We start from the raw sequence: 23763 nt of genomic DNA, 5'->3' as shown, positions 1-23763 counted from the left end.
GGTCAGGAACGGGAAGAAGGGCGTGGCGCCGGCTTGGCCGGGCTGCGGAAACTGAGCCAGAGCACCATGGCCCCGGCGCCTGCGGCGAGCACGCCACACCAGCCCAAGAACCCTTGGGCAACGCCCCAGGCCGCGATGCTGGCGGCCAGGCTGGCCGCCAGCGCGGCCGCGCCCAGCAGGCGCAGCATGCGGCGGCGCGGCGCAGCAGGAGCCTGGCCTGTGACGTCGCGATGGTGGCGTTCCATCGCCAGCGCCAGGCAGACGAAGCCGAAGGCAGCCAGCAGCAGGGCGAGCGCGCTCATGCGCTGGCCCCGGCTGCCGGGGCAGCGCGTGCTGCACGGGGCTTGCGTTGCGCCGGCACGAAACGATGCACCTTGCGCGCGGTCCACAGCAGGCTCGCGCCGATCAGCAGCAGGCCGATATCGATGCCGGCCTTGGCGCCATCACCGCTGGCCAGCGCACTGACCGCGCCCCCCTGCCATACCACCAGGTTGTAAAGCGGCAGGCCCAGCGCCAACACGCCGGCCAATGCCAGTTGTTCCACCCAGCCACGGCGGGCCGGGCGCAGCAGCGCGTGCAGCAGGCAGGCCGCCCACGCGTAGAAGAACACTTTCACTTCGGCATCGCTGCGGCTGGCCAGTTCCACCGGCAGCAGGCGGTTGCCCCATAGGAAGGCCAGCATGGCCACCGGCAGGCCACTGACGAAGCCGATGTTCAGGCGTTCAACAATGCGGAAACCCAGGTGCGGACGCGCAGGATCGGGCAACTGGGTGCGCCGCTTCACGGTCCACAGCACCAGCCCGGTAGCGACCATCAGCGTGCCGGCCACGCCGGACAGGAAGAACAGCCAGCGCAGGGTAGTGGGCGCGAAGCGTGCGGCGTGCAGCCCGATCATGCCGTCGCGGGTGACCACGGCGGCCGAGCGCGGCGGGGTGGCATCCAGCAGTTCGCCGCGTGCGTCGAAGGTAAGCGTATCGTTGGCCCCGGCAATCTGATCGGCCTGCTGGCGCCGCACGGCAATGCGCATCGAGGCGTCACCCGGCTGGTCGATCTGCAGCGACGCGGCATGGCCACCGCCCCACTGCAGTTCCGCGCGGCGCAGGACCTGCGCCAGCGCTGGCGGCACAGCGGCCACGCCACTGGGCTCGACCCTTTCCGCGCGCGGGAACAGTTCGGCGAAGAACGCATCGCGGCCACCGGGGTAGTTCGCGTCCACGGCCCACGGCATGTACAGCGTCATCAGCGTGATCAGGCCGGTGTAGGTGATCATCAGGTGGAACGGCAGGGACAGCACCGCCAGCGCGTTGTGACCGTCCAGCCAGGTGCGTTGGCCCTTGCCACGGCGGAAGGTGAAGAAGTCGGTGAAGATCTTCTTGTGGGTGATGACACCGCTGATGATCGCCACCAGCATCAGCATGGAACAGGCACTGATGAACCAGCGCGCCCACAGCACCGGCACATAATGCAGATCGAAATGCAGGCGGTAGAAGAAGTTGCCGCCGCGTGTTTCGCGTACCTGCACCGGCGCACCGTCGGTATCCAGGGTGGCCTGATTGGGATTGCGCTGGCCGCGCCGGCGTTCCTTTTCGCCCTGCGGCTGCCAACTGACGGTGGTGGCGCTGCTGCGTGAATCGGGCAGTTCGATACCCCAACGCTGCGCGTCCGGTGCGGTGCGCGCCAGGAACTGCTGGGCCTGCTCCACTGCGGTGGCGGCATCGGCGGGCAGGCCGATTTCCGGCTGCATCCAGCGGGTCAGTTCTTCCTTCCAGTACGACGCGGTACCGGCAATGAAGATCAGGAACAGCACCCAGCCGACCACCAGGCCCGACCAGGTGTGCAGCACCGATTGTGATTGGCGGATGCCGCCCAGGTTGTCAGCGTTGCTCATGCGATGTTCCCGCGCAGCAGCAACGCGATAAGCGCAGCGAGTGCGCCCGCGGCCAGCAGACCCAGTGCGGCGCGCAGGGTGCTACGCGCGGCATAGGCCCAGATTGCGGCCAGGGCGTAGACCACGAAGGCGGCCATGGTGGCCATCAGGGTGGCGTCGGCCTTGGCGCCGGGCAGCAGGCGCGCCAGCGCAGCAGCCCAGCAGGCCGCCACGGCGTAACCGCCCAGCAGCGCCATCAGTCCGCGGGCCCAGAGCAGGCCATGACCGTTACCGCGCGCCACGCGCTTGGCCGGCGCAGCGCCGGCAGCAGAAGGAGAGGTAGGTGCGGCCATCGCCGGGTCAATGAGAACTGTGTGCAGTTGCGATTGAATGCTATTTGACACCGGTACCCCTGTCGAGTCCCCCATTCGGGGGATGCCGCCGCTTACACCTTGCGTACCACGGTGGCGTGCGCGGGCAGTGGCTGGCCAGTCTGATCCAGCGGTTGCATGTAGGGCACGGTTGAGCCGTTGCCACGCTGGATCAGGGAAGAGTGGGCTTCGCCTTCACCGAAGCGATGGCGCTCTCCCCACTGGCGCAGTGCGACCAGCAGCGGGAACAGTTCCTGGCCAGCGGCGGTGAGCACGTACTCCTGGTAGGCCGATCCATCGGAGGCCGGCTGCAGCTGCAGGATGCCGGCCTCGACCAGCCGGCGCAGGCGGTCGCTGAGGATGTTGCGCGCCGCGCCGAGGCTGCGCTGGAAATCACCGAAACGGGTGACGCCATCGAAGGCATCACGGATGACCAGCAGTGCCCAACGGTCACCGAGCAGATCGGCGCTGCGGGCGACGGGGCAGGGGCTGTCGGCGAGCATGGTGGACCTCTCTAATGTGGTTGCAGTTTAAAACCAATGGCATTAGCCTGCATCAAGTTTCAAATTGCAACTACATCATGAGTGCCACATCGCTTCCCCGCCCGCTGCTGGTCCTGCTTGCGGTTGCCGCCGGCGCCAGCGTTGCCAACGTCTACTACGCACAGCCATTGCTGGAACGCCTGGCACAGGCCTTTGCGCTGGACCGGGGCGTGGCCGGCGCGGTGCTGGCTGCCACCCAGGCCGGTAGCGTGCTGGCGTTGCTTGGCCTGATGCCGCTGGCGGATCGCGGCGACCGGCGACGCCTGCTGCGGCTGCAGTTGATCGCACTGGTGCTGGCCCTGCTGTGGCTTGCAGCGTCACGCACGGCGGGCTGGCTGTTGTCGGGCATGCTGCTGGCCGGCTTGCTGGGCACGGCGCTGACCCAGGGCCTGATCGCCTATACCGCCATGCTGGCGCCGCCCGAGCAGCGCGGTCGCGTGGTCGGTGTGGTGCAGGGCGGCGTGTTCATCGGCCTGCTGCTGGCGCGCGTGGTGTCCGGTACGGTGGCGGCGGCCTTTGGCTGGCAGATGGTCTACCTGTCGTCAGCGGTGGTGATGGCGGCGTTGACGGCGCTGCTGTGGCGGCGCCTGCCCGCAGTACCGGTGCCGTCGGTTCCCCCACGCTGGCGCGAGCTGCTGGGCTCGATGCTGGGCATGCTGCGCCGCGATCGAACGCTGCGCGAGCGCGGGCCGCTGGCATTGCTGCTGTTTGCCGGCCTCAATGTGTTCTGGGCGGCGGCACCCCTGCCGCTGTCGGCACCGCCGCTGCATTGGTCGACCGCCGCCATCGGTGCACTGGGCCTGGCCGGGGTGATCGGTGCGCTGCTGGCGGCGCGGGTCGGGCACTGGATGGACCGTGGTTTCGCGCATCCGGTCAGCGTCGGCGCGCTGCTGCTGATGCTGGCCGCGTGGTGGCCGCTGCTGGCCCTGCCGCAGTCGCTGTCCTTGCTGCTGCTGGGTGTGGTCGTGCTCGACCTCGGCGGGCAGGCACTACATGTCTCGAACCAGGCATTGCTGCTGCGCGCGCCGGCAGAACAGCATGGGCGCCTGGTGGCTTTGTACATGCTGTTCTATGCAGTGGGCAGTGGTGCAGGTGCGGCTGCCGGGCCCTGGATGCAGGCACGGCATGGTTGGCCCGCCGTGTGCCTGCTGGGCGCCGGCATCGCATTGCTGGCGCTACTCTGGTGGGCAGCGTGGCGGGTGGTGGCGGTGAAAGCAGCGGCCGGCGGCCGTATCGGTAGTGCCGGCTGTCAGTAGAGTCGACTGTCAGTCGACTGCTCTTTGCCCAGCGTGCGCAAAATCCCGCGCTGCGCGCGATGGTCGACCCGCGGTCGACTCTGCCTGTCCTGCCGTCATCGCTGCAGTGCGCGCCGTCCCGGGGCTTCCTGCAGGTCCGCACTGGCCACCACCACGCGGTTGCGGCCGCTGCGCTTGGCCTCGTACATTGCCGCGTCGGCACGGGCCATCAGCCGCTCGTAGTCCGGATGGCCATCGTGGCCGGCCACGCCGATGCTGGCGGTCAGTGCCAGCACCTGGCCATTGGCCAGCGCCACCGGCGACTTTGCAATCTGCCGGCGCAGGCTCTCGGCGATCACGGTTGCCTGTGATTCGCTGGCGGCCACCAGTACCACCACGAATTCTTCGCCGCCATAGCGGAACAGGTAGTCGCTGCCACGCGTGAGCTGGCCGAGCAGGCCGGCCACGTGCTGCAACGCGCGGTCGCCGGCATCGTGGCCGTGGCCGTCGTTGATTGCCTTGAAGTGATCCAGGTCGAGCAGCAGCAGCGAGAACGGCGTGCGGTTGCGCGTGGCCAGCTCGATTTCCCGGCGCAGCACGGTGGGCAGGAAGCGACGGTTGAGCAGGTTGGTCAGCGCGTCGCTGCCGGCATCCAGTTCGCCGATGCGCTCGAACAGCAGTGTCATCAGGGTGCGGATGGCAGCCAGGTCCTCACGGATGGCCGGTAGCACCGCCAGTCGCTGGGCAGGATCATCGGCGGCGGCCCGCTGCAGGCAACCGTCGATACGCGCCATCAGCTGGTCGACCTGCTGTGTCTCGCTGCTTTCGCCGAAGCTGGGAATGCCCTTGTGGGTGAACCACAGACCAAATTCGGAAGTGGCCAGGCTGGCGCCGTCGCTGCCCTGCACATGGCCGGCCAGGGCGTAGAGCAGCGCGTTTTCCCAGTCCAGCAGCAGCGCGCGCTGGCGCTCACGCTCGGTGCTGACGTTCTGCACCAGCGAGAACAGCCGATAAGCGGCGTCGGCGCGGGTGGAGCGTTCGCGCGCATGGGTGTAGGCCAGGGTCATGCCTTCCATGGCGATGTCCATGATCGCGCTGAGGCAGTCGATGGCGGCGAATGCGGTGTCGCTGTCCGGCGCATCGTCGCGCAGGCGCACGAACAGTTCGTGCTTGAGCACGCGCGCACCGCGGGTAACCAGGTCGACCGGAATGCCGACGCGGGCGTGCACGTCGCCGATGATCCGCTGCGAGGCCACGGTGTTGGCGATGCCGCTGGCATCAGTGGTCAGCAGCTGCGCCAGCCAGCGCTGCATGGCCGGCTGCAGGCGCTGCTTGACCTGGTCGTGGGACAGGAAACGGCGCGCACGGGTGTCCTGCAGCAGCACTTCGTAAAAGCGCTGGGCCAGTGCGGGTGGGGCATCGGTGGCAGCGGCCTTGAGCAGCGCGGTGGCGGCAGGGCCGGCCTGCAGCAGACACTGCTGCCAGGCCTCGGCCAGCGGCTGGCTGGCATCGTCCAATTGGGGTGGTTCCACGTCGATCTCTGACTGCGTACGGCAAACCACGGGTATCGGCCGCGGCGGCATACGGTTGATGGCGGGTTAGCCGGCCAGTTTACGCGCGGTGCAGGGTTGCACGGTGCGCAAACCACATCGGCGCCGCTGCGGCAATGAGTGAACGCATTTGAGAATCAATCGCATTGATGGGAGAATGCGCGCACGGAACGGGCTGCAGGTGCCTGCTGCAGGACTGCTCCGCCTCCCCCTCGTCGTTGCCTCAAGCCCTTTGCCAGAGGCCCCGTAGCCCTGCCAGAAGGTCCTGATCATGTCTCCTGCCGTTGTCCTTTCGCCGCGCCCGCTGGCGCTTGCCGTTGCCGCCATGCTGGCCGGCAGCGCCCTGACCGCCCACGCCGAAACCGACGCCACCGATATCGACACGGTGCACGTCACCGCCTCGCAGATCGCGCGCCAGGCACTGGGGACCTCGACCATCACCGCCGAGGACATCGCCAGGCGCCCGCCGGCCAACGACATCGCCGAGCTGTTGCGGACCATGCCCGGCGTCAACCTGACCGGCAACAGTGCCTCGGGCCAGTACGGCAACAACCGCCAGATCGATCTGCGTGGCATGGGCCCGGAAAATACCCTGATCCTGGTCGACGGCAAGCGCATCGGCGCACGTGATGCCGTGCGCATGGGCCGCAGCGGTGAGCGCAATACCCGCGGTGATACCAACTGGGTGCCGGCGGAAATGATCGAGCGCATCGAAGTGCTGCGCGGCCCTGCAGCGGCACGCTATGGCTCGGGTGCTTCTGGTGGCGTGGTCAACATCATCACCAAGCGCCCGACCGGCGACCTGACCGGTGCGGTCGACCTGTATGGGCTGGTGCCCGAGCACAGCGCCGAAGGCGGCAGCGAGCGCGTCGGCCTGCAGCTGAGCGGGCCGATGACCGACACCCTGTCGTTCCGCCTGTACGGCAATCTCAACAAAACCGACGCCGACTCACTGGACCTCAACCGCCAGTACGCCACCAACCCCAACGCAGTGCCGCCGGCGGGCCGCGAGGGCGTCAAGAACCGCGACCTCAACGCGCTGCTGCGCTGGGACGTGACCGCCAACCAGGTGGTCGAATTCGAAGCAGGCACCAGTCGCCAGGGCAACATCTATGCTGGCGACCGCGCGGTCAGCACCACCGGTACCTCGACACCGATCGATCTGGGGGCGTTGGCCGAGCAGCAGGCCGAGACCAACCGCATGTACCGCAACACCGGCGCGATCACCCATCGCGGCCGCTGGGGTGACGTGACCTCGCGGGTAACGGCTGCGGTGGAGGCGGTGAACAACTCGCGCATCAACGAAGGCCTGGCCGGTGGCCCGGAGGGCAGCTTCAACGGCACCGACTGGTCGACCTCGCGCCTGCGCAACTACCAGCTGGACGGCGAAGTCAGTTTCCCGACCACGCTGGGCGGTGCCGAGAACATCTGGACGCTGGGCTTTGAATACCTGGACAGCCGCCTGACCGACCCGTACTCGATGAGCCAGTCCAGCAGCAGCGGCGGCGGCATCCCGGGGCTGTCGGCCGATCGCGCACGCGGCAAGTCCGACGCGCAGACCACCGCCGTATTCGTGGAAGACAACATCTATCTGGGCGAGCGCTGGATCGTTACCCCGGGCCTGCGCTTCGACCACCACAGCCAGTTCGGCAACAACACCAGCCCCAGCCTCAATGCGCAGTTCCGCATCAACAGCGACTGGGTGGTGAAGGGTGGCATCGCCCGTGCATTCAAGGCACCGAACCTGTACCAGTCGAATCCGGACTATCTGTACTACACCCGTGGCAATGGCTGCCCGAATGCATTGCCGAGCCTGGGCGCCGGCTGCTACATGCGCGGCAATGCGGACCTGAAGGCGGAAACCAGCCTGAACAAGGAACTGGGCATCGAGTGGGCACCGCAGAGCGGCTGGCAGGCGTCGTTGACCTACTTCCACAACGACTACAAGGACAAGATCCAGGCCGGCTACAACCAGATCGGGCTGACTGCCGATACCAAGGGCCGCATCTTCCGCTGGGAGAATGCACCCAAGGCGATCGTGCAGGGTCTGGAAGGCAACCTGGTGGTCCCGCTGCTGGGCGAGCAGGGCAACCGCCTGAAGTGGAGCAACAACTTTACCTACATGGTGGAGAACGAGAACAAGAGCACCGGCCAGCCGCTGTCGGTGATTCCGAAGTACACCGTCAACACGATGCTGGACTGGCAGGCCACCGACAAGTTGTCGCTGCTGCTGACCGGCACCTTCTACGGCAAGCAGAAGCCTGCCACCACCAACATCAACAATGATCCGCGCTGCACCGGCACCTGCGATCCGTCGATCGCGCTGCAGGACCGTGGTGCGTACAACATCTGGGGCTTGAGCGCGCGCTACAAGGTGACCGAGACGGTCAGCTTCGGCTTCGGCGTCAACAACCTGGCCGACAAGCGCCTGTTCCGCGAGGCCAACAGCAGCGATGCCGGAGCGGCGACCTACAACGAGCCGGGCCGCGCGTACTGGGCCAGCCTGCGCTTCGGGTTCTGACCGCAGGCGGACGTCGGTCCGCTGTGCTTGCCGGGCATGATCTGGCGCTACCGGGTAGCGCCGGGCCATGCCCGGCAGCTCCGGATCGGCACGCCTGCAATGTTATAAACACCGTAATAGTCTCCCCCGCCAGCACGGCGTAGCCTGCACCGCATCGCAAAGGAGCTGTTGCCATGGGCCACGACCACGATCACCTGCCATCCGAGATCCGCCACGAGAAACCCTTGTGGTGGGCGCTCGGCCTGACCTCCACCTTCCTCGTCGTCGAGGTGGTCGGCGCGTTCTGGACCAACAGCCTGGCGCTGCTGTCCGACGCGGCGCACATGGCTACCGACGCTTTGGCGCTGATGATCGCGCTGGTCGCAGTGCGGCTGAGCCGGCGCCCGCCGGATGCGCGTCGTACCTACGGCTATGCACGCCTGGAAGCGCTCGGTGCGATGATCAATGGCGCGATGCTGTTCGTGGTCGCCGGCTACATCCTGTGGGAGGCCATTGGGCGTTTCCGCGAGCCGCAGGAGATTGCCTCGTCGGGCATGCTGGTGATTGCCGCGGCGGGCCTGGTCATCAACCTGATCTCGATGCGCCTGCTGCAGGCCGGCAGCGGCGAGAGCCTCAACGTGAAGGGCGCCTACCTGGAAGTGTGGGCAGACATGCTCGGCTCGGTGGCCGTGATTGCTGGCGCGCTGTTGATCAAGTGGACCGGCTGGAAGCCGATCGATCCGATCCTGGCGGTACTGATCGGCCTGTGGGTGTTGCCGCGCACCTATGTGCTGATGCGGGAGGCGATCAACGTGCTGCTGGAAGGCGTGCCCAAGGGCATGGACGTGGCCAAGGTGCGCGACAGCCTGTCCGGCCACGCTGCGGTACTGGACGTGCATGACCTGCATGTGTGGGCGCTGGCCTCCAGCACCCCGGCGCTGACCGCGCACATCGTGATGCGTGATGGCACCGATGCCGATACGCTGCGCCGTGAGCTGGGCGGGCGCCTGCACGATGACTTCGGCATCGAGCACGTGACACTGCAGATCGAAGCGGACCACTGCGGCGAAGCCTGTGGCGAGCCAGCGCCGGCCAAGGGCGGTGAGCATGAGGGCCATGAAGGCCATGACCACGGCGAGGACGCGCAGGGCCATCGCGGCCACGTGCATCGTTGATCGAGGATGCAGGGGCGTCGATCGGGTTAAACCGCCCGGGTGAAGCGGGCCTGGTAGAGTCGACTGTTAGTCGACTATCGCGCGCAGCGCGGGCATTTTCGCGACCTTGCCGAAGAGCAGTCGACTAACAGTTGACTCTACCCCGTCGCGAGGCCAGCCGGTCTGCCAGCCGCGTCGGCTCCGGCAGCCGGTAACCGCGCAGTGTGCGCCGTACCCAGTCCAGCGCGGTATCCGCACTGACCCGATGGCCACCGGCCACGAACAGCGGCTTGCAGCGAATCTTGCTGCGCAGCACCCAACCCAGTTGCTCATCGCCGTCCAGCAGCGGCGTATGCGCACCGGCCTCGGCGCCCGGTTCGACGAACCGGCCCACCAGTTTCGACTTGGCGACGCCGATGCTTGGCAGGTCGGTGACCACACCGAGGTGAGCGGCCACCCCCAGCCGGCGCGGGTGGCTGATGCCATGGCCATCGACGAACACCAGGTCCGGCGTACGTGGCAGCAGCGCCAGCGCGGCCAGCAGTGCCGGCAGCTCGCGGAAGCTGAGCAGGCCGGGGATATAGGGCATCACCGTGGGGATGCGCGCGATCTCCTGCGCCACGGGCTGCAGCGTCTCTGCGTCCAGCAGTACCGCCGCGGCGCGGGTGATTGCGCCATCGTCCTCGAAGCCGACATCCAGCCCGGCCAGCCAGCGCACGTTGCGTGGCAGGCGGTCCTGGCGCTCCACGCGGCCAGCCAGCCGGATCTGCTGCTTGCGTGCCGCAGCGACGCTGCCTTCCCAGCGCCCGGGGTCGATCACCGTATTCATTGGTCACAGCATCGCATGCGCGGTGCCACGGCCCGGTGAGCGGCGCCCGGGGCTACAATGGCGGCCTGCCTTTCCTCGCGTTGGAGACCCTGCAGTGACCCGTAAACTCGTACTGTTGCGCCATGGCCAGAGCCAGTGGAACCTGGACAACCGCTTCACCGGCTGGGTCGATGTCGACCTGACCGAGCAGGGGCGCCGGGAAGCGGCCGCCGCCGGTCGCCTGATGCGCGAGGAAGGCCTGCAGTTCGACGTTGCCCACACCTCCGTGCTCAAGCGTGCCATCCACACCCTGCAGGGTGCACTGGCCGAGCTGGAACAGGACTGGCTGCCGGTGAACAAGTCCTGGCGCCTCAACGAACGCCATTACGGCGGCCTGCAGGGCCTGGACAAGGCCGAGACCGCCGCCAAGCACGGCGAGGACCAGGTCAAGGTGTGGCGTCGTTCGTACGACATCCCGCCGCCGGCCATGGACCTGGAAGATCCGGGCCACCCGATCCATGACCGTCGCTACGCCGGCCTGGACCGCAACGCACTGCCGGGTACCGAATCACTGGCCACCACACTGGACCGCGTGCTGCCGTACTGGCACGACGCCATCGCGCCGCAGCTGAAGGACGGCAAGACCGTGCTGGTCACCGCCCACGGCAATTCGCTGCGCGCGCTGTACAAGTACCTCAACAACGTCTCGCGCGAGGAAATCCTCGAGCTGAACATCCCGACCGGCATCCCGCTGCTGTTCGAGTTGAACGACGACCTGACGGTGCAGTCGTTCCGCTACCTGGGTGACCCGGAAGCGGCGCGCAAGGCCGCTGAAGCCGTGGCCAACCAGGGCAAGGCGAAGTAAGAAGCAGAAGGCCGGCGCAAGCCGGCCTTTCCTTTTTTGGAGCCAAGCCCACGCTCGGCTGATGCTCTCGCAACCCAGTAGAGCCACCCCATGGGTGGCTGCTTCTGTCCGCTACGAAGGACCCAGCAGGCGCACTTTCGGCGGCTGCAACGCGGCAATGTCGATGACGTGGTCCTGGCATATCACTTGATAATGCGTGAATGGGCCTGGGTAACGGGTATCAGCGGAGGTGGCACGTTCCAGATAATCGAGGAACTTCGAACGGCTGTAACGGCGGAACAGGTTGCCGCTCCAGGCTTCGGAGTCGTCCCAGCTCTGGTAGGACTCGTTGTGCACGGCGTAGCTGATGTAGTGCTCCCAGATCAGTTCAAACCGCTGTGAGTGGGGCACCACCTCTATCGCACGCACACCATCGATGGAACATCCATGACCGAGCGCCATACGGGAGGGCTTTCCGATCACCTGGCCTTCTTCGACGACCAGGCGCAGACGATTCGCTTCCGGCTCGCCAATGCCCGTCAGGAACAGAAACTCACAAGCGTCGACGGCCAGCAGCAGTGCAGGTTCGTCCATGGTCATGAGGTCCAATGATCGCGGAGGCCAGAGCATACCGGCATGTGGCGGAGGCCGCGCCGGGGCTCGTGACCTTTGGCCGGTCCCCGCCGCGGGCCTCCCCGGCTACCCTGTGAAATTACCCGCAGGAGAGCCTCATGAACGTCCGCAACCTGGTCCCGCTGGGCCTGACCATCGCCATCGCTGCCTCGCTGGCGGCCTGTGGCAAGAATGAAACCGCGCCGGCGGCCGGTGCCGACGCCAAGCCGGCCTTCGACCAGTCGCAGATCAAGACCGCGCTGATCTCGCTCAACAGCGCCGACCTCGATCCGGCCATCTCGGCCTGTACCGACCTCAATGGCTTCGTCAACAGCAAGTGGCTGAAAGCCAACCCGGTGCCGGGCGACCAGACCACCTGGGGCAGCTTCGAGATCCTGCGCGAGCGTTCGCTGGAAGTGCAGCACGCGCTGGTGCAGCAGGCCGCAGCCAGCCAGGCCAAGGCCGGCTCGGTGGAAGCCAAGATCGGTGACATCTGGAAGACCGGCAACGATGAGGCCAAGATCGAAGCCGCCGGCCTGGCGCCGCTGCAGCCGCAGCTGGACAAGATCACCGCGCTGAACGATACCGCTGCCATCACCCAGTACCTGCGCGACAGCCAGGCCGAGGGCAAGGGCGTGCTGTTCTCGCTGTTCGCCAATGCCGACTACAAGGATTCGGCCAACGTCATCGCCTATGTCGGCCAGGGCGGTCTCGGCCTGCCGGAGAAGGGCTACTACTTCGATGACGCGCAGGCCAAGATCCGCGACGCCTACGTGGCCTACATCGCGCAGGTGCTGACCCTGTCCGGCGTGGACGCGGCGCAGGCCGCCGAGCAGGCCAAGGCCGTGATGGCTTTCGAAACCCGCCTGGCCAAGGCCTCGATGTCGCGCATCGAAATGCGTGACCCGGCCAAGCGCTACAACCCGCTCAGCGCGGCTGACGCCGACAAGCTGACCCCGAACTTCAGCTGGACCGCGCTGTTCGACACCCTGAAGGTGCCGGCCGCGCAGAAGTTCTCGCTGGCGCAGCCGGGCTTCTTCGGTGAAATGGACAAGATGCTGGCCGATGTGCCGGCCAGCACCTGGCAGGCCTACCTGCGTTTCCACACCATCGACGATGCTTCGCCGTACCTGAGCAGCCAGTTCGAGAAGGCCAACTTCGATTTCTATGGCACCACCCTGCGTGGCCAGAAGGAAATGCAGCCGCGCTGGAAGCGCGTGCTGGAGTCGGTCAACGGTGGAATGGGTGAAGCCCTGGGCCAGCTGTACGTCGACGCCGTGTTCCCGGCCGAGTCGAAGGTGGCCATGCAGCACCTGGTGGAGAACCTCTCGGTGGCGCTGAAGGCGCGCCTGGAGCAGCTGCCGTGGATGGGCGAAGAGACCAAGAAGAAGGCGCTGGAGAAGTGGGCCAGCTTCACCCCGAAGATCGGCTACCCGGACAAGTGGCGTGAGTGGACGGGCCTGCAGACCAACGGTGACAGCTATCTGGGCAACATGCAGGCGGCACGTGCGTTCAATTACCGCTACATGCTGGACAAGATCGGCAAGCCGGTGGACAAGACCGAGTGGGGCATGACCCCGCAGACCGTCAACGCGTACTACAACGCCACCAAGAACGAGATCGTGTTCCCGGCGGCGATCCTGCAGGCGCCGTTCTTCGACGCCAAGGCCGATCCGGCGCTGAACTACGGCGGCATCGGTGCGGTCATCGGCCACGAGATGATGCACGGCTACGATGACTCGGGCAGCCAGTTCGCTGCCAACGGCAACTTCGACAACTGGTGGACCGACGCCGACCGCAAGGCCTTCACCGAGCGTACCGACCAGCTGGTCGCGCAGTTCGATGGCTATGAATCGGTGCCGGGCGTGTTCGTGAAGGGCAAGTTGACCCTGGGCGAGAACATCGGCGACCTGGGCGGCCTGACCGTGGCCTACGACGCGTTGCAGATGGCGCTGAAGGAAGATCCGAAGGCGAATGTCGAAGTCGATGGACACAGCCAGGACCAGCGCTTCTTCATGAACTGGGCCACCGTGTGGCGCCGCAACTTCACCGATGGTGAGCTGCGCGTCCGCCTGAACACCGACCCGCACGCGCCGGCCAACTTCCGTGCCAACGGCGCGCCGTCGAACATGCCGTCGTATGCCGCTGCATTCCAGTGCAAGGCCGGTGACGCGATGGTGCGTGCCGACGACAAGCGCGTGGTGATCTGGTAATCGATCGCACGTGATGCGTGATGCAGAAGGCCCGGCGAAAGCCGGGCCTTTTGTCATCCGAAGCATGCCACGGCATGCAGCCCTTCAGAGACTCTCCGTGGTCTGATGCAGAACTTCTTCAACCGACTGTCTCTTCTCGGGATTTCTCTCAAGAAAACAACGAAGATACGCTGTGATCACGTTTTTTTCCTGATGCTCGCGTAACAGTTGCACGTAATGTTGACAATATGGGCGAGAATTCAAGATCCGGTACGTAATCACGTCAAGCCAGCCTTGTGCTTGAATTGTAAGCTGAGCGTTTGCATCCAGCACGGCCTGAATGTAGTCATGAAGATCATAGGATTCCGCAAGTCCGATAAGATCCTTCATCAGATCAGCGTCCTCTGAATCGTCGTCGAGCGTCTGAAGGATGCGCAGGAGATAGTCGACATCCTTCTTTGTCGCAGCATCTTGAAAAAGGGCGAACAATTCGTGGGCACCGCTTCCGCTGGTCTGCATCGTGGAAACCTCGTGAGAAGGTGCCTGATCTCGATCATGGCGTGAAGGCCGATTTGGTTCAATCGAATTCAAATCAGTTTAACTTAGCTGCATCGTGCAGCGACTCAGGCCAGCTCCGGCTCCCGCGCCAGCATGCGATGGAAGCGCTGCAGCACATAGGGATCGATCAGTCCGCCGGACTGCTCGTCGATGATGCGCAACGCAGTCCCGCGTTCCATCGCTGCGCGATAGGGGCGCACGCTGGTCATGGCATCGTAGGCATCCGCAACGGTGACGATGCGTGAGCCCAGCGGAATGCTCTCGCCACGCAGGCCGTCGGGATAACCGCTGCCATCGAACGCTTCATGGTGGGCACGGATCAGGCGTGCGACCGGTGCCGCGTCGCTGCGGCCGGTGGCGAGGAAGATGTGTTCGCCGCGCACTGGATGCTCACGCATGATCGCGCGTTCCTCGTCGGTGTGCCGGCGCGGTGTCAGCAGTACATCGTCGGGAATGCCGATCTTGCCGATGTCATGGAAGCGCGCGGCCAGGCCGATCTGCGAACAGGCATCGTCGTCGAGATCGCAGTGCGTGGCCAGGCGCTGCGCGAGCAGGCCAACGCGGTCGCAATGGTGGCGGGTGTAGGCGTCGCGCATCTGCAGCGACATCGAGAGGGCATCGATCAGGCAGGCCTGCGCGTGCAGCAGGTCGGGGGCGGGTACGGCGTCAGGAAACATGGTCATCCGCCCGCACCGGGTGGGGACCGGTGCGGGGTGTTCGGGGGGCGATCAACCCGGGGCGAGGGTGGTCAGAAGGGCGCGGGCCGCATTGAAGCGGTCTTCCGGCAACGGCAGCGGGTGCTTGATGCGCAGCTTGTCAGGCCCTTCCATGGCGTAGAGGTTTGGTTGTTTCTGGATCAGCTGGATCACCGCCATCGGGTCGATGTTCGGTTTGGACTCGAACACGATGCGGCCACCGTTCTCGCCCAGATCCAGCTTGCGGATGCCCAGCGTATTGGCTTTCAGCTTCAGCTCGGCGATGGCGAACAGGTGCTTGGCTGCATCCGGCAGCAGGCCGAAGCGGTCGATCATCTCCACCTGCAGTTCGCGCAGCGCATCACTGTCGCGCGCGCTGGAAATGCGCTTGTACAGGGTCAGGCGGGTGTGCACGTCCGGCAGGTAGTCTTCCGGAATCAGCGCCGGCACATGCAGTTCGACCTCGGCACCACGCACTTCCTCGCCGGCATCCAGGTCGGGCAGCTTGCCCTGCTTGATGCTGCGCACCGCGCGCTCCAGCAGTTCGGTGTACAGGCTGAAGCCGACCTCGGCCATCTGCCCGCTCTGGTCCTCGCCGAGCAGTTCACCAGCACCGCGGATCTCCAGATCGTGCGTGGCCAGGGTGAAGCCGGCACCGAGTTCGTCCATCGACGCGATCGCTTCCAGGCGCTTCTCGGCGTCCGGGGTGATCGAACGACGGTCGGGGGCGACCAGGTAGGCGTAGGCACGGTGGTGCGAACGGCCGACACGGCCGCGCAGCTGGTGCAGCTGGGCCAGGCCGAAGCGGTCGGCGCGGTTGATGATGATGGTGTTGGCGTTGGGGATGTCGATGCCCGATTCGATGATCGTGGTCGACAGCAGCACGTTGAAGCGCTGCTTCTGGAAATCCAGCATCACCTTCTCCAGCTCGCGCTCGGGCATCTGCCCGTGGGCGATGCCGATGCGCGCCTCCGGCACCAGCTCGGACAGCTCGCGCTGCATGCGGCCGATGCTTTCCACGTCGTTGTGCAGGAAGTACAGCTGGCCACCACGCGCCAGCTCGCGCTGGAAGGCTTCGCGCAGCAGCGCGTTGTCCCACTGGGTGATGAAGGTCTGCACCGCCAGCCGGTTCGGCGGCGGCGTGGCGATGATCGACAGGTCACGCAGGCCGGCCATGGCCATGTTCAGCGTGCGCGGGATCGGCGTGGCGGTCAGGGTCAGCAGGTGCACGTTGGCGCGCAGCGCCTTCAGCGCTTCCTTCTGGCGTACGCCGAAACGCTGCTCCTCGTCGACGATGACCATGCCCAGGTCCTTGAACTTCACGTCCGGCTGCAGCAGGCGATGGGTACCGACGATGACGTCGATGGTGCCGGCGGCGACCTTTTCCAGCTCGGCCTTGATTTCCTTGGTGGTCTTGAAGCGCGACAGCACCTCGACCTTCAGCGGGTAATCGGCGAAGCGGTCGCGGAAATTACGGTAGTGCTGTTCTGCGAGCAGCGTGGTCGGCACCAGCACGGCCACCTGTTTGCCGGCACTGGCAGCGGCGAACGCGGCGCGCACCGCCACTTCGGTCTTGCCGAAGCCAACGTCGCCGCAGACCACCCGGTCCATCGGCTGGCTGCTGGCCAGGTCGCGCAGGGTGGCGTCGATCGCGGCCAGCTGGTCCGGGGTTTCCTCGAACGGGAAACCGGCCGCGAACGGTTCGTACATCGCGCGGTCCACCTGCAGCGCCAGGCCGGCACGGGCCTGGCGGCGGGCCTGGATCTCCAGCAGCTCGGCGGCGACGTCGCGCACCTTTTCGGCGGCTTTGCGTTTGGCCTTGCTCCACTGTTCGCCACCGAGCGAATGCAGTGGCGCGGTTTCCGCCGACGCACCGGAGTAGCGGCTGATCAGGTGCAGCTGGGCGACCGGTACATACAGGCGGTCGCCCTTGGCGTATTCGATTTCCAGGAACTCGCCGGGCATGCCGCCGACGTCCATCGCGATCAGGCCACGGTAGCGGCCGACGCCATGGTCCTCGTGCACGATCGGCGCGCCCTCGGTCAGTTCGCCGAGGTCGCGGATGATCGCTTCCGGCTCGCGGCCGGCACGGCGCGTGCGGCGGGTGCTGCCGGCGCGCTCGGGGAACAGCTGGCGCTCGGTCAGCACCGCGATGCGCGGATCGTCCAGTGCGAAGCCATCTTCCAGCGGCGCCACCGCGATCGCGAAGCGCGCATCGTCGGCGAGGAAGCTGGGCAGGTCGACCACCACCGGCGGCTTCAGCTCGGCGGCCTGCAGCACTTCCAGCAGGGCCTCGCGACGCCCGGGCGAATCGGCGGCAATCAGGACCCGGCCCGGATAGTGACCGAGGAAGGATTTCAGCGCATCGCCAGCGGGGGCTTCGCGCGCGGCCACCGGCAGTGGCGGCAGCGGCTGGTCGCCCAGCGCATGGGCATCGGCGATGCGCGCGTGGTCAGCCGACCACACCTCGATGCGCGGGGCATCGTTCAGACGCTCGCGCAGCAGCTCTGGCGAAAGGTACAGTGCCGACGGCGGCAGCAGCGGCCGTTCCACATCGTGGCGGCGCTGTTCGTAGCGCTCACCGGTCTGCGCCCAGAATGCTTCAGCGGCTTCGCCGGCCCCGGCGCAGACCACCGGCAGGCTGCCGTCGGGCAGGTAGTCGAACAGGGTCGCGGTGCGTTCGAAGAACAGCGGCAGGTAGTACTCGATGCCGGCCGGGGCCAGCCCGGACTTCAGGTCCTGGTACAGCGAACTGCGCCGGGTATCGACATCGAAGCGTTCGCGCAGCGTGGCCAGCACGCGGGCGATGCTGGCCTCGTCCATCGGAACTTCGCGGCCCGGCAGCATGTGAACTGCCTCGACCTTGTCCAGCGAGCGCTGGCTTTCCGGGTCGAAGGCACGGATCGAGTCGATGTCCTCGTCCAGCAGCTCCACCCTCAGTGGCTCGTCGGCACCCATCGGGTACACGTCGAGCAGGCCGCCGCGCACGGCGAAGTCACCCGGGTCCATCACCTGTGGGACGTTGCGGTAGCCGGCGCTTTCCAGGCGGCGCTTCTCGGCCTCCAGATCCAGGCGCTGGCCGACCTTCAGGTCGAAGCTGCCACCGATCACGTAGCTGCGCGGGGCCAGCTGCTGCAGCAGGGTCTGCACCGGCACGATCACCAGGCCGCGCTTCAGCGCGGGCAGGCGGTGCAGGGCGGACAAGCGCTGCGAAATGATGTCCGGATGCGGGCTGAAACGGTCGTAGGGCAGGGTTTCCCAGTCCGGGAAGGCCACCACCGGCAGGGCAGGGTCGCCGCCGAGCAGGGTATGCAGGTCGGCTTCGAGCTGGTTGGCGCCGTGGTTGTCACGGGCGATCACCAGCAGCGGGGCGTCATGGGCACGCGCGGCCTGGGCCAGATACCAGGCCAGGGCGGTCGGCGAGGCGGGGGCGCGCCACCAGGCGCGGAGCTGGCCGGCGCGCGGCAGCGGCGGGGCGGGGTATGAGGTACGCGACATGGACCCCGGATTTTAGCAGAAGCCCCAGCCCGGCTCGGTGTGCAGTGCCGGCCGCTGGCCGGCAGCCTCATGCGCCGTTGGGGTAGGGCAATGCCGGCCAGCGGCCGGCACTACCGGAATGCGTCGCCAAGCCACGCCCGGCGCATCCCGTAGAGTCGAGCTTGCTCGACTGTTGAAACATGCCTCGCCAGGGACCGCCCGGCGCAGCCTTCAGTTGTCCAGCTCCAGCACCATCCGCACCAAGCCCTCGGCGCCAGTCGGGTGCGGGACCGGCTTGAAGCCCAGCGAGGCGGCCAGCTGCTTCATCGGTTCGTTCTCGGCGGCGACGTCGCCGTACAGACGGTCCAGGTACTTGCCGCGGCCCCACTTCACCAGCTTGCGCATCAGCTGCCGGCCCAGGCCCTGGCCAATGAGGAAGCGGCTGATCAGGATCGCGTACTCGGCTTCACGGGTACCGGGGATGATCGAGGCCCGGGCGACCGCGCCGACCACCGCTTCGCCAGCAGGCAGGGATTCGGCAGCGACCAGGGTGATCTCGGTCTTGGGGTTCGGGTGGGTCAGGCGCTGGGTGGTTTCCGGCGACAGCTCGGTCACCGCCTGCAGGAAACGATCACGGATTTCTTCCGGCCCGAACAAGCTGAACGCCGCTTGCAGCGGTGCGCCATCTTCCGGGCGGATGGGGCGGATCAGCAGCTCGTGGCCGCTGGGAGCCTTGAAGATCTCATGCCAGGGCGGCATGCGGTTGCGAGTGGCCATACCGGGTGATTCCTTGGTGGTCCATCGATTGTGGCATCACCGGGGCTGCATTCCGTGAACGAAAGGCTCACGGCGGTACAGCCTCGTGAAGGCCGTTATTCGGGTGCTTTGAGCCAATCCAGGCGGGTGCTGGCACCGGGTTCGCCCAGGTGCTGGCGCAGCGCCGGCAGGGCCGGGCCGACCACCCGGTCGAACTGCCAGGGCGGGTTGAGCAGCAGCATGCCACTGCCGTTGAGGCGCAGCGGCGAGTCGTCCGGGCGCACCAGGAACTCGATCGTCATCGCCGATTTCACCGGCAGGGCGGTGGCCTTGCGCAGGAAATGCAGGATGGTGCGGCGCTGCTTGATCGGGAACCAGACGGCACACGTGGCCTGCGGCCAGCGCGCCAGGGTTTCGGCCAGGGCGGCCAGAACGGCCTGGTATTCAGCGTCCTGGGCTTCATAGGGCGGGTCGATCAGCACCAGGCCACGGCCGATCTTGCTGCCGTTGAACTTCGGCGGCAGCAGCGAACGCAGCAGCGCATAGCCATCGCCCGCCCGCACGTCGACGCGGCTGTCATGGGCGAACAGGGCCTTCAGCGTGGCCGTTTCGGCTTCCTGCAGCTCACAGACCGCCATGCGGTCCTGCGCGCGCATCGCCTGTGCGCTCAGCAGCGGCGAGCCCGGGTAGTTGGTCAGGGCGCCCACCGGATTGTCGGCCTGCACCGCCTTCAGATAGCGCTCGACCACCTCCGGCAGCTTGGGCTGGGCCATCAGCCGCATGATCCCGGATTCGGCCTCGAGGGTCTTGCGGCTCTCTTCGCTGGCCAGCAGGTAGCGGCCGGCGCCGCCGTGGGTGTCGAGCACGAAGAACGGGCTGTCCTTGCGCTTGAAGCTGTCGATCAGGGCCAGCTGCACGATGTGCTTGAGCACATCGGCGTGGTTGCCGGCATGGAAGGCGTGGCGATAGTTCATGGGCGGCAGTGTACGGGGCGGCGGCCGCAGCGGCTATGCTGCGCGCCATGACAGCTCCCGTTGCCCATGTCCTGGTGGTCGAGGACGAAGCCGCCATCGCCGAAACCGTGCTCTATGCGCTGCGCAGCGAGGGCTATGCCGCCAGCCACTGCCTGCTGGGCGGCGAGGCCCTGCAACGGCTGCAGGCCGGCGATATCGACGTGGTGGTGCTGGACGTGGGCCTGCCGGACCTGGGCGGTTTCGAGGTCTGCCGGCGGCTGCGTGCGCAGGCCGGGCCGGCGGCGCAGCTGCCGGTGATCTTCCTGACCGCGCGCAACGACGAAGTGGACCGCGTGCTCGGCCTGGAGCTGGGCGCCGACGACTACATGACCAAGCCGTTCTCGCCGCGCGAGCTGGTTGCACGGGTGCGTGCGCGCCTGCGCCGTGCGGCGCCGGTCGTCGCAGCGCCGAGCGCCGATGCGGGCTGGCAGGAGCATGGCGCGTTCGCCATTGACCGCGAGGGCCGGCGCATCCGCTTCCGCGGCCATGCGCTGGACCTGACCCGCTACGAGTACGCCCTGCTGGAAGCGCTGCTGCAGCGCCCAGGTGCCATCCTCAGCCGCGCGCAGTTGATGGACCGCGGCTGGGACAGCAGTGCCGACAGTGCCGACCGCACCGTCGACACCCATGTAAAGACGCTGCGTGCCAAGCTGCGCGCGGCCGGTGCCAGCGACGACCCGATCCGCACCCACCGTGGCCTCGGCTACGCGCTGGAGGTCTAGCCGATGCGCCTGGTACTGAAGCTGTTCCTCGGCTTCTTCCTGATCACCGGCATCGCCGCGTTCTTCGTGATGCGCGTGTTCGTCAACGAGGTGAAGCCGGGTGTGCGCCAGGCGATGGAATCGACCCTGGTCGATGCGGCCAACGTGCTGGCCGAGATGGCCGCCGCCGACGTCAAGGACGGCACCATCCGCAGCGGCAGCTTCACCCGCAACCTGGCCAAGGCGCGCCAGCGCGACCTCAAGGCGATGGTCTGGCGTTTTCCCAAGCGCTCGCTGGATTACCGGGTGACCATCACCGATGCCAAGGGCATCGTCATCTACGACTCGCTGGGCCGTGACCTGGGCCGCGACAATTCGCGCTGGAACGATGTCTACCGCACCCTGCGCGGTGAGTACGGCGCGCGTTCCAGCCCCGAGATTGCCGGCGAAGAGGGCGACACGGTGATGCATGTGGCGGCGCCGGTATATGACCCGGCCGATGGGCACACGCTGATCGGCGTGCTCAGCCTGGCCCAGCCGAACCGCAGCATCGATCCGTTCATCGCCGCCAGCCAGCGCGCCATCATCGAGCGCGGTGCTTGGCTGATCGGGCTGTCGGCGCTGGTTGGCGTGCTGGTGACGATGTGGCTGACCACTGGCCTCGGCCAGCTCAGCCGCTATGCACGCGCGGTCAGCGCGGGCGAACCGGTGCCACCACCACGGCGACGCCGCGACGAGATCGGCGATCTCGGCCAGGCGCTGGAAACGATGCGCCGCAAGCTGGAGGGCAAGGCCTACGTCGAGCAGTACGTGCAGTCGCTGACGCATGAGATGAAAAGCCCGCTGGCGGCGATCCGCGGTGCCGCCGAACTGCTGCAGGAGCCGCTGCCCGAAGCCGATCGCGTGCATTTCGCGCGCAGCATCGTCGACCAGCAGGAGCGGCTGACCGAGACCATCGACAAGCTGCTGGCGCTGGCCGAAGTGGAACAGCACGGCTGGCTGCAGACGCGTGACCCGATCGCGCTGCCGGCATTGCTGGCCGATGCCGCGGCCGCCGCGCAGGTGCGCGCGCAGGCGGCCGGCGTGCAGGTCCGCATCGGCAGCGTGCCCGATCTGCGGGTGCAGGGCGACGGCTACCTGCTGCGGCAGGCACTGCACAACCTGATCGACAACGCGATTGCCTTCTCGCCGGCCGGCGCGGAGGTCGCGCTGCAGGCCGAGGTGGATGGGCAGGGCGTGCGCCTGCAGGTGGCCGACCGTGGTGCCGGCATTCCCGACTACGCGCGTGAGCGGGTGTTCGAGCGCTTCTATTCGCTGGCGCGGCCCGGCAGCGGGCGTCGCAGTTCCGGCCTGGGCCTGCCGTTCGTGCAGGAGGTCGCGCGCCTGCACGATGGGCGCGCCAGTGTAGACGTCCGCGAGGGCGGCGGCACCGTGGCCAGCCTGTGGCTGCCGTTGAGTGCGCCGGGCCAGCGCCCGCGCCGCTGACTTCACACTCGCTTCAAATTCGCCACAAACCCTGCTCACCGCGGCGGTCCATCCTGCAGCCCTCTCCAACGAGGATGGACCATGAAATCCCTGAAGATGCTGCTGCGGTTCGCCGTTGTCGGCGGACTGATCCTGCTGCTGCTGGTGCCGCTGACGATGATCCGCGGGGTCATCAACGAACGCAGTGCGTACCGCGACGAGGCCTTCTCGCGGGTGGCCGACAGCCGCGCCGGTGCACAGCAGCTGGTGGGCCCGGTGCGGGTGGTGCCGTGGGTGGAACGCAAGCAGGTTGAACTGGTCGACCCGCTGGGCGTCAAGAAGACCGAGGTGCAGGTCACCGAGGGGCACTGGCTGCAGATGCCGGTGTCGCTGGAGGTGGGCGGCGAGATGCTGCCGAGCCAGCGTGAAGTCGGCCTGTTCAAGGTGCCGGTATACAGCTGGAACGGCCAGATGAAGGCGACGTTCGCTGCAGACGACTATCCGGTGAAGGCCGGCCGCAGCTACGGCCAGCCGTATGTGGCGGTGGGCATTTCCGATGTGCGTGGCCTGGTCGGTACGCCGAACCTGCGCGTGGATGGCAAGCAGCTGCGGTTGCTGCCGGGCGTTGGTGCGGCCAGCGAGGTGGGGCGAGGCCTGCATGCGCCGGTGGCCGGTTTCGCTGCGGAGCAGGGCGGCACGTTGGCTGCCAGCACCGTTGAACTCGAGCTGCGCCTGGATGGCAGCCGCATGCTGTCGGTGGTACCGGTGGGCGATGACACCAAGATCGCACTGCGTTCGAGCTGGCCGCATCCGTCGTTCAGCGGCGCCTTCCTGCCCAACGAGCGTCGCGTCGACGCACAGGGCTTCGATGCGCGCTGGGCGGTGTCTTCGCTGGCCTCCGATGCACAGCGACAGCTGCGCAATGATGGTGCGGTCGAGTCGCAGGCGGTGACGGTGTCGCTGGTTGATCCGGTCGATGCCTACACCCAGGCCGACCGTGCCTCGAAATACGGCGTGCTGTTCGTGCTGCTCACCTTCGTCGGCTTCATCCTGTTCGAGCTGATCAGGTCGCTGCGCATCCACCCGCTGCAGTACCTCATGGTGGGCCTGGCGCTGGCGATCTTCTTCCTGCTGCTGATCAGCCTGTCCGAGCACATCGCGTTCTGGAAGGCCTACCTGGTCTCGGCGGTGGCCTGTATCGGCCTGCAGGCGGTGTACCTGGCCAACGTGCTGGGCCACTGGAAGCGCGGCCTCGGCTTCGCTGCGCTGCTGACCGTGTTGTATGGCGCGCTGTATGGCCTGCTGGTGTCGGAAAACAACGCGCTGCTGATGGGTTCGCTGCTGCTGTTCGTGATCCTGGCGCTGGCGATGTGGGTGACCCGCCGGGTGGACTGGTACGCGCTTGGCGCGGACCTGAAGTAAGG

Annotated in this window: 20 protein-coding genes; 8 read left to right on the top strand and 12 right to left on the bottom strand. The window is 66.9% G+C overall.

Annotated elements, in window-relative coordinates:
- Positions 1–2: 2 nt before the first annotated feature.
- The 4 genes from V3B46_RS05280 to V3B46_RS05265 form a co-directional block, all read right to left on the bottom strand.
- Entirely contained in the window at positions 3–302 is a 300-nt protein-coding gene (locus tag V3B46_RS05280; protein WP_154262835.1) for a DUF3325 domain-containing protein, read from the bottom strand.
- Positions 299–1888, bottom strand: a complete 1590-nt coding sequence (locus tag V3B46_RS05275) for a PepSY-associated TM helix domain-containing protein (protein WP_329891300.1) — start codon at positions 1886–1888, stop codon at positions 299–301. Before V3B46_RS05275 ends, V3B46_RS05280 begins: the two co-directional genes overlap by 4 nt.
- Positions 1885–2220, bottom strand: a complete 336-nt coding sequence (locus V3B46_RS05270; protein WP_229655284.1) for a DUF3649 domain-containing protein — start codon at positions 2218–2220, stop codon at positions 1885–1887. Before V3B46_RS05270 ends, V3B46_RS05275 begins: the two co-directional genes overlap by 4 nt.
- Before the next feature lie 92 nt (positions 2221–2312).
- Positions 2313–2741, bottom strand: coding sequence for a winged helix-turn-helix transcriptional regulator (locus V3B46_RS05265; protein ID WP_329891299.1), 429 nt, complete (start codon positions 2739–2741; stop codon positions 2313–2315).
- Positions 2742–2818: 77 nt separating this feature from the next.
- On the opposite strand from V3B46_RS05265, the gene V3B46_RS05260 reads away from it, so the two are divergent.
- Entirely contained in the window at positions 2819–4036 is a 1218-nt protein-coding gene (locus V3B46_RS05260; protein ID WP_329891298.1) for an MFS transporter, read from the top strand.
- A gap of 95 nt (positions 4037–4131) precedes the next feature.
- On the opposite strand, the gene V3B46_RS05255 is transcribed toward V3B46_RS05260, so the two are convergent.
- Complete coding sequence (locus V3B46_RS05255; protein WP_154262841.1) at positions 4132–5547, bottom strand: GGDEF domain-containing protein; 1416 nt, start codon at positions 5545–5547, stop codon at positions 4132–4134.
- Between the two features lie 289 nt (positions 5548–5836).
- Here V3B46_RS05255 and V3B46_RS05250 point away from each other — a divergent pair, with 289 nt between their 5' ends.
- Positions 5837–8086 carry a TonB-dependent siderophore receptor gene (locus V3B46_RS05250; RefSeq protein WP_329891297.1) on the top strand — a complete coding sequence of 750 codons (2250 nt, stop codon included), beginning with the start codon at positions 5837–5839 and terminating at the stop codon, positions 8084–8086.
- 173 nt (positions 8087–8259) lie between these two features.
- A complete protein-coding gene (locus V3B46_RS05245; RefSeq protein ID WP_154262844.1) occupies positions 8260–9240 on the top strand; it encodes a cation diffusion facilitator family transporter in 981 nt (326 codons plus the stop codon).
- Between the two features lie 124 nt (positions 9241–9364).
- Here the strand turns inward: V3B46_RS05245 and nfi are convergent, their stop codons facing one another.
- Positions 9365–10048 carry a deoxyribonuclease V gene (gene nfi / locus V3B46_RS05240; protein WP_329891296.1) on the bottom strand — a complete coding sequence of 228 codons (684 nt, stop codon included), beginning with the start codon at positions 10046–10048 and terminating at the stop codon, positions 9365–9367.
- Between the two features lie 94 nt (positions 10049–10142).
- On the opposite strand from nfi, the gene gpmA reads away from it, so the two are divergent.
- Positions 10143–10892: a 2,3-diphosphoglycerate-dependent phosphoglycerate mutase gene (gene gpmA / locus V3B46_RS05235; protein WP_019337589.1), complete on the top strand. Its 750-nt coding sequence runs from the start codon at positions 10143–10145 to the stop codon at positions 10890–10892.
- Positions 10893–11003: 111 nt separating this feature from the next.
- Here the strand turns inward: gpmA and V3B46_RS05230 are convergent, their stop codons facing one another.
- Positions 11004–11471, bottom strand: coding sequence for a hypothetical protein (locus V3B46_RS05230; protein ID WP_329891295.1), 468 nt, complete (start codon positions 11469–11471; stop codon positions 11004–11006).
- A gap of 131 nt (positions 11472–11602) precedes the next feature.
- Here V3B46_RS05230 and V3B46_RS05225 point away from each other — a divergent pair, with 131 nt between their 5' ends.
- Positions 11603–13696: a M13 family metallopeptidase gene (locus V3B46_RS05225; protein ID WP_154262847.1), complete on the top strand. Its 2094-nt coding sequence runs from the start codon at positions 11603–11605 to the stop codon at positions 13694–13696.
- 84 nt (positions 13697–13780) lie between these two features.
- On the opposite strand, the gene V3B46_RS05220 is transcribed toward V3B46_RS05225, so the two are convergent.
- The 5 genes from V3B46_RS05220 to V3B46_RS05200 all read right to left on the bottom strand — a co-directional run bounded on the left by V3B46_RS05220 (position 13781) and on the right by V3B46_RS05200 (position 20135).
- Positions 13781–14194, bottom strand: coding sequence for an Imm30 family immunity protein (locus V3B46_RS05220; RefSeq protein WP_329891294.1), 414 nt, complete (start codon positions 14192–14194; stop codon positions 13781–13783).
- Positions 14195–14298: 104 nt separating this feature from the next.
- Positions 14299–14916 (bottom strand): HD-GYP domain-containing protein, encoded by a 618-nt coding sequence (locus V3B46_RS05215; RefSeq protein ID WP_329891293.1) that lies wholly within the window; start codon positions 14914–14916, stop codon positions 14299–14301.
- 45 nt (positions 14917–14961) lie between these two features.
- Positions 14962–18426, bottom strand: coding sequence for a transcription-repair coupling factor (gene mfd, locus V3B46_RS05210; RefSeq protein ID WP_154262849.1), 3465 nt, complete (start codon positions 18424–18426; stop codon positions 14962–14964).
- 210 nt (positions 18427–18636) lie between these two features.
- Positions 18637–19182 (bottom strand): GNAT family N-acetyltransferase, encoded by a 546-nt coding sequence (locus V3B46_RS05205; RefSeq protein WP_004150340.1) that lies wholly within the window; start codon positions 19180–19182, stop codon positions 18637–18639.
- Between the two features lie 95 nt (positions 19183–19277).
- The gene (locus V3B46_RS05200; protein WP_024958156.1) at positions 19278–20135 is read right to left on the bottom strand and encodes a 23S rRNA (adenine(2030)-N(6))-methyltransferase RlmJ; all 858 of its coding nucleotides are present in this window, start codon (positions 20133–20135) and stop codon (positions 19278–19280) included.
- A gap of 35 nt (positions 20136–20170) precedes the next feature.
- Between V3B46_RS05200 and creB the strand changes: the two genes are divergently transcribed.
- The 3 genes from creB (at position 20171) to creD (ending at position 23761) form a co-directional block, all read left to right on the top strand.
- On the top strand, positions 20171–20896 hold the full coding sequence (gene creB, locus V3B46_RS05195; RefSeq protein WP_154262851.1) for a two-component system response regulator CreB: 726 nt from the start codon (positions 20171–20173) through the stop codon (positions 20894–20896).
- Between the two features lie 3 nt (positions 20897–20899).
- The gene (gene creC, locus V3B46_RS05190; RefSeq protein ID WP_154262852.1) at positions 20900–22360 is read left to right on the top strand and encodes a two-component system sensor histidine kinase CreC; all 1461 of its coding nucleotides are present in this window, start codon (positions 20900–20902) and stop codon (positions 22358–22360) included.
- A gap of 81 nt (positions 22361–22441) precedes the next feature.
- A complete protein-coding gene (gene creD / locus V3B46_RS05185; protein WP_329891292.1) occupies positions 22442–23761 on the top strand; it encodes a cell envelope integrity protein CreD in 1320 nt (439 codons plus the stop codon).
- Positions 23762–23763 lie beyond the last annotated feature (2 nt).

This window comes from Stenotrophomonas sp. SMYL11 (assembly GCF_036320005.1).
GTDB classification, from domain to species: Bacteria; Pseudomonadota; Gammaproteobacteria; order Xanthomonadales; family Xanthomonadaceae; genus Stenotrophomonas; species Stenotrophomonas maltophilia_A.
The sequence above is the reverse complement of the archived record's forward strand: the minus strand, read 5'-3'. Positions and strand labels throughout refer to the sequence as shown.

What these genes read in the sequence shown, in the direction of transcription:
- V3B46_RS05260 (WP_329891298.1), top strand. Translation starts at nt 2,819, where the DNA reads ATGAGTGCCACATCGCTTCCCCGCCCGCTGCTGGTCCTGCTTGCGGTT.
- V3B46_RS05225 (WP_154262847.1), top strand. Translation starts at nt 11,603, where the DNA reads ATGAACGTCCGCAACCTGGTCCCGCTGGGCCTGACCATCGCCATCGCT.
- V3B46_RS05280 (WP_154262835.1), bottom strand. Translation starts at nt 302, where the DNA reads ATGAGCGCGCTCGCCCTGCTGCTGGCTGCCTTCGGCTTCGTCTGCCTG.
- V3B46_RS05275 (WP_329891300.1), bottom strand. Translation starts at nt 1,888, where the DNA reads ATGAGCAACGCTGACAACCTGGGCGGCATCCGCCAATCACAATCGGTG.
- nfi (WP_329891296.1), bottom strand. Translation starts at nt 10,048, where the DNA reads ATGAATACGGTGATCGACCCCGGGCGCTGGGAAGGCAGCGTCGCTGCG.
- creC (WP_154262852.1), top strand. Translation starts at nt 20,900, where the DNA reads ATGCGCCTGGTACTGAAGCTGTTCCTCGGCTTCTTCCTGATCACCGGC.
- V3B46_RS05220 (WP_329891294.1), bottom strand. Translation starts at nt 14,194, where the DNA reads ATGCAGACCAGCGGAAGCGGTGCCCACGAATTGTTCGCCCTTTTTCAA.
- mfd (WP_154262849.1), bottom strand. Translation starts at nt 18,426, where the DNA reads ATGTCGCGTACCTCATACCCCGCCCCGCCGCTGCCGCGCGCCGGCCAG.
- creD (WP_329891292.1), top strand. Translation starts at nt 22,442, where the DNA reads ATGAAATCCCTGAAGATGCTGCTGCGGTTCGCCGTTGTCGGCGGACTG.
- V3B46_RS05250 (WP_329891297.1), top strand. Translation starts at nt 5,837, where the DNA reads ATGTCTCCTGCCGTTGTCCTTTCGCCGCGCCCGCTGGCGCTTGCCGTT.
- V3B46_RS05200 (WP_024958156.1), bottom strand. Translation starts at nt 20,135, where the DNA reads ATGAACTATCGCCACGCCTTCCATGCCGGCAACCACGCCGATGTGCTC.
- V3B46_RS05205 (WP_004150340.1), bottom strand. Translation starts at nt 19,182, where the DNA reads ATGGCCACTCGCAACCGCATGCCGCCCTGGCATGAGATCTTCAAGGCT.
- V3B46_RS05245 (WP_154262844.1), top strand. Translation starts at nt 8,260, where the DNA reads ATGGGCCACGACCACGATCACCTGCCATCCGAGATCCGCCACGAGAAA.
- V3B46_RS05230 (WP_329891295.1), bottom strand. Translation starts at nt 11,471, where the DNA reads ATGACCATGGACGAACCTGCACTGCTGCTGGCCGTCGACGCTTGTGAG.
- creB (WP_154262851.1), top strand. Translation starts at nt 20,171, where the DNA reads ATGCTGCGCGCCATGACAGCTCCCGTTGCCCATGTCCTGGTGGTCGAG.
- V3B46_RS05265 (WP_329891299.1), bottom strand. Translation starts at nt 2,741, where the DNA reads ATGCTCGCCGACAGCCCCTGCCCCGTCGCCCGCAGCGCCGATCTGCTC.
- V3B46_RS05270 (WP_229655284.1), bottom strand. Translation starts at nt 2,220, where the DNA reads ATGGCCGCACCTACCTCTCCTTCTGCTGCCGGCGCTGCGCCGGCCAAG.
- V3B46_RS05215 (WP_329891293.1), bottom strand. Translation starts at nt 14,916, where the DNA reads ATGACCATGTTTCCTGACGCCGTACCCGCCCCCGACCTGCTGCACGCG.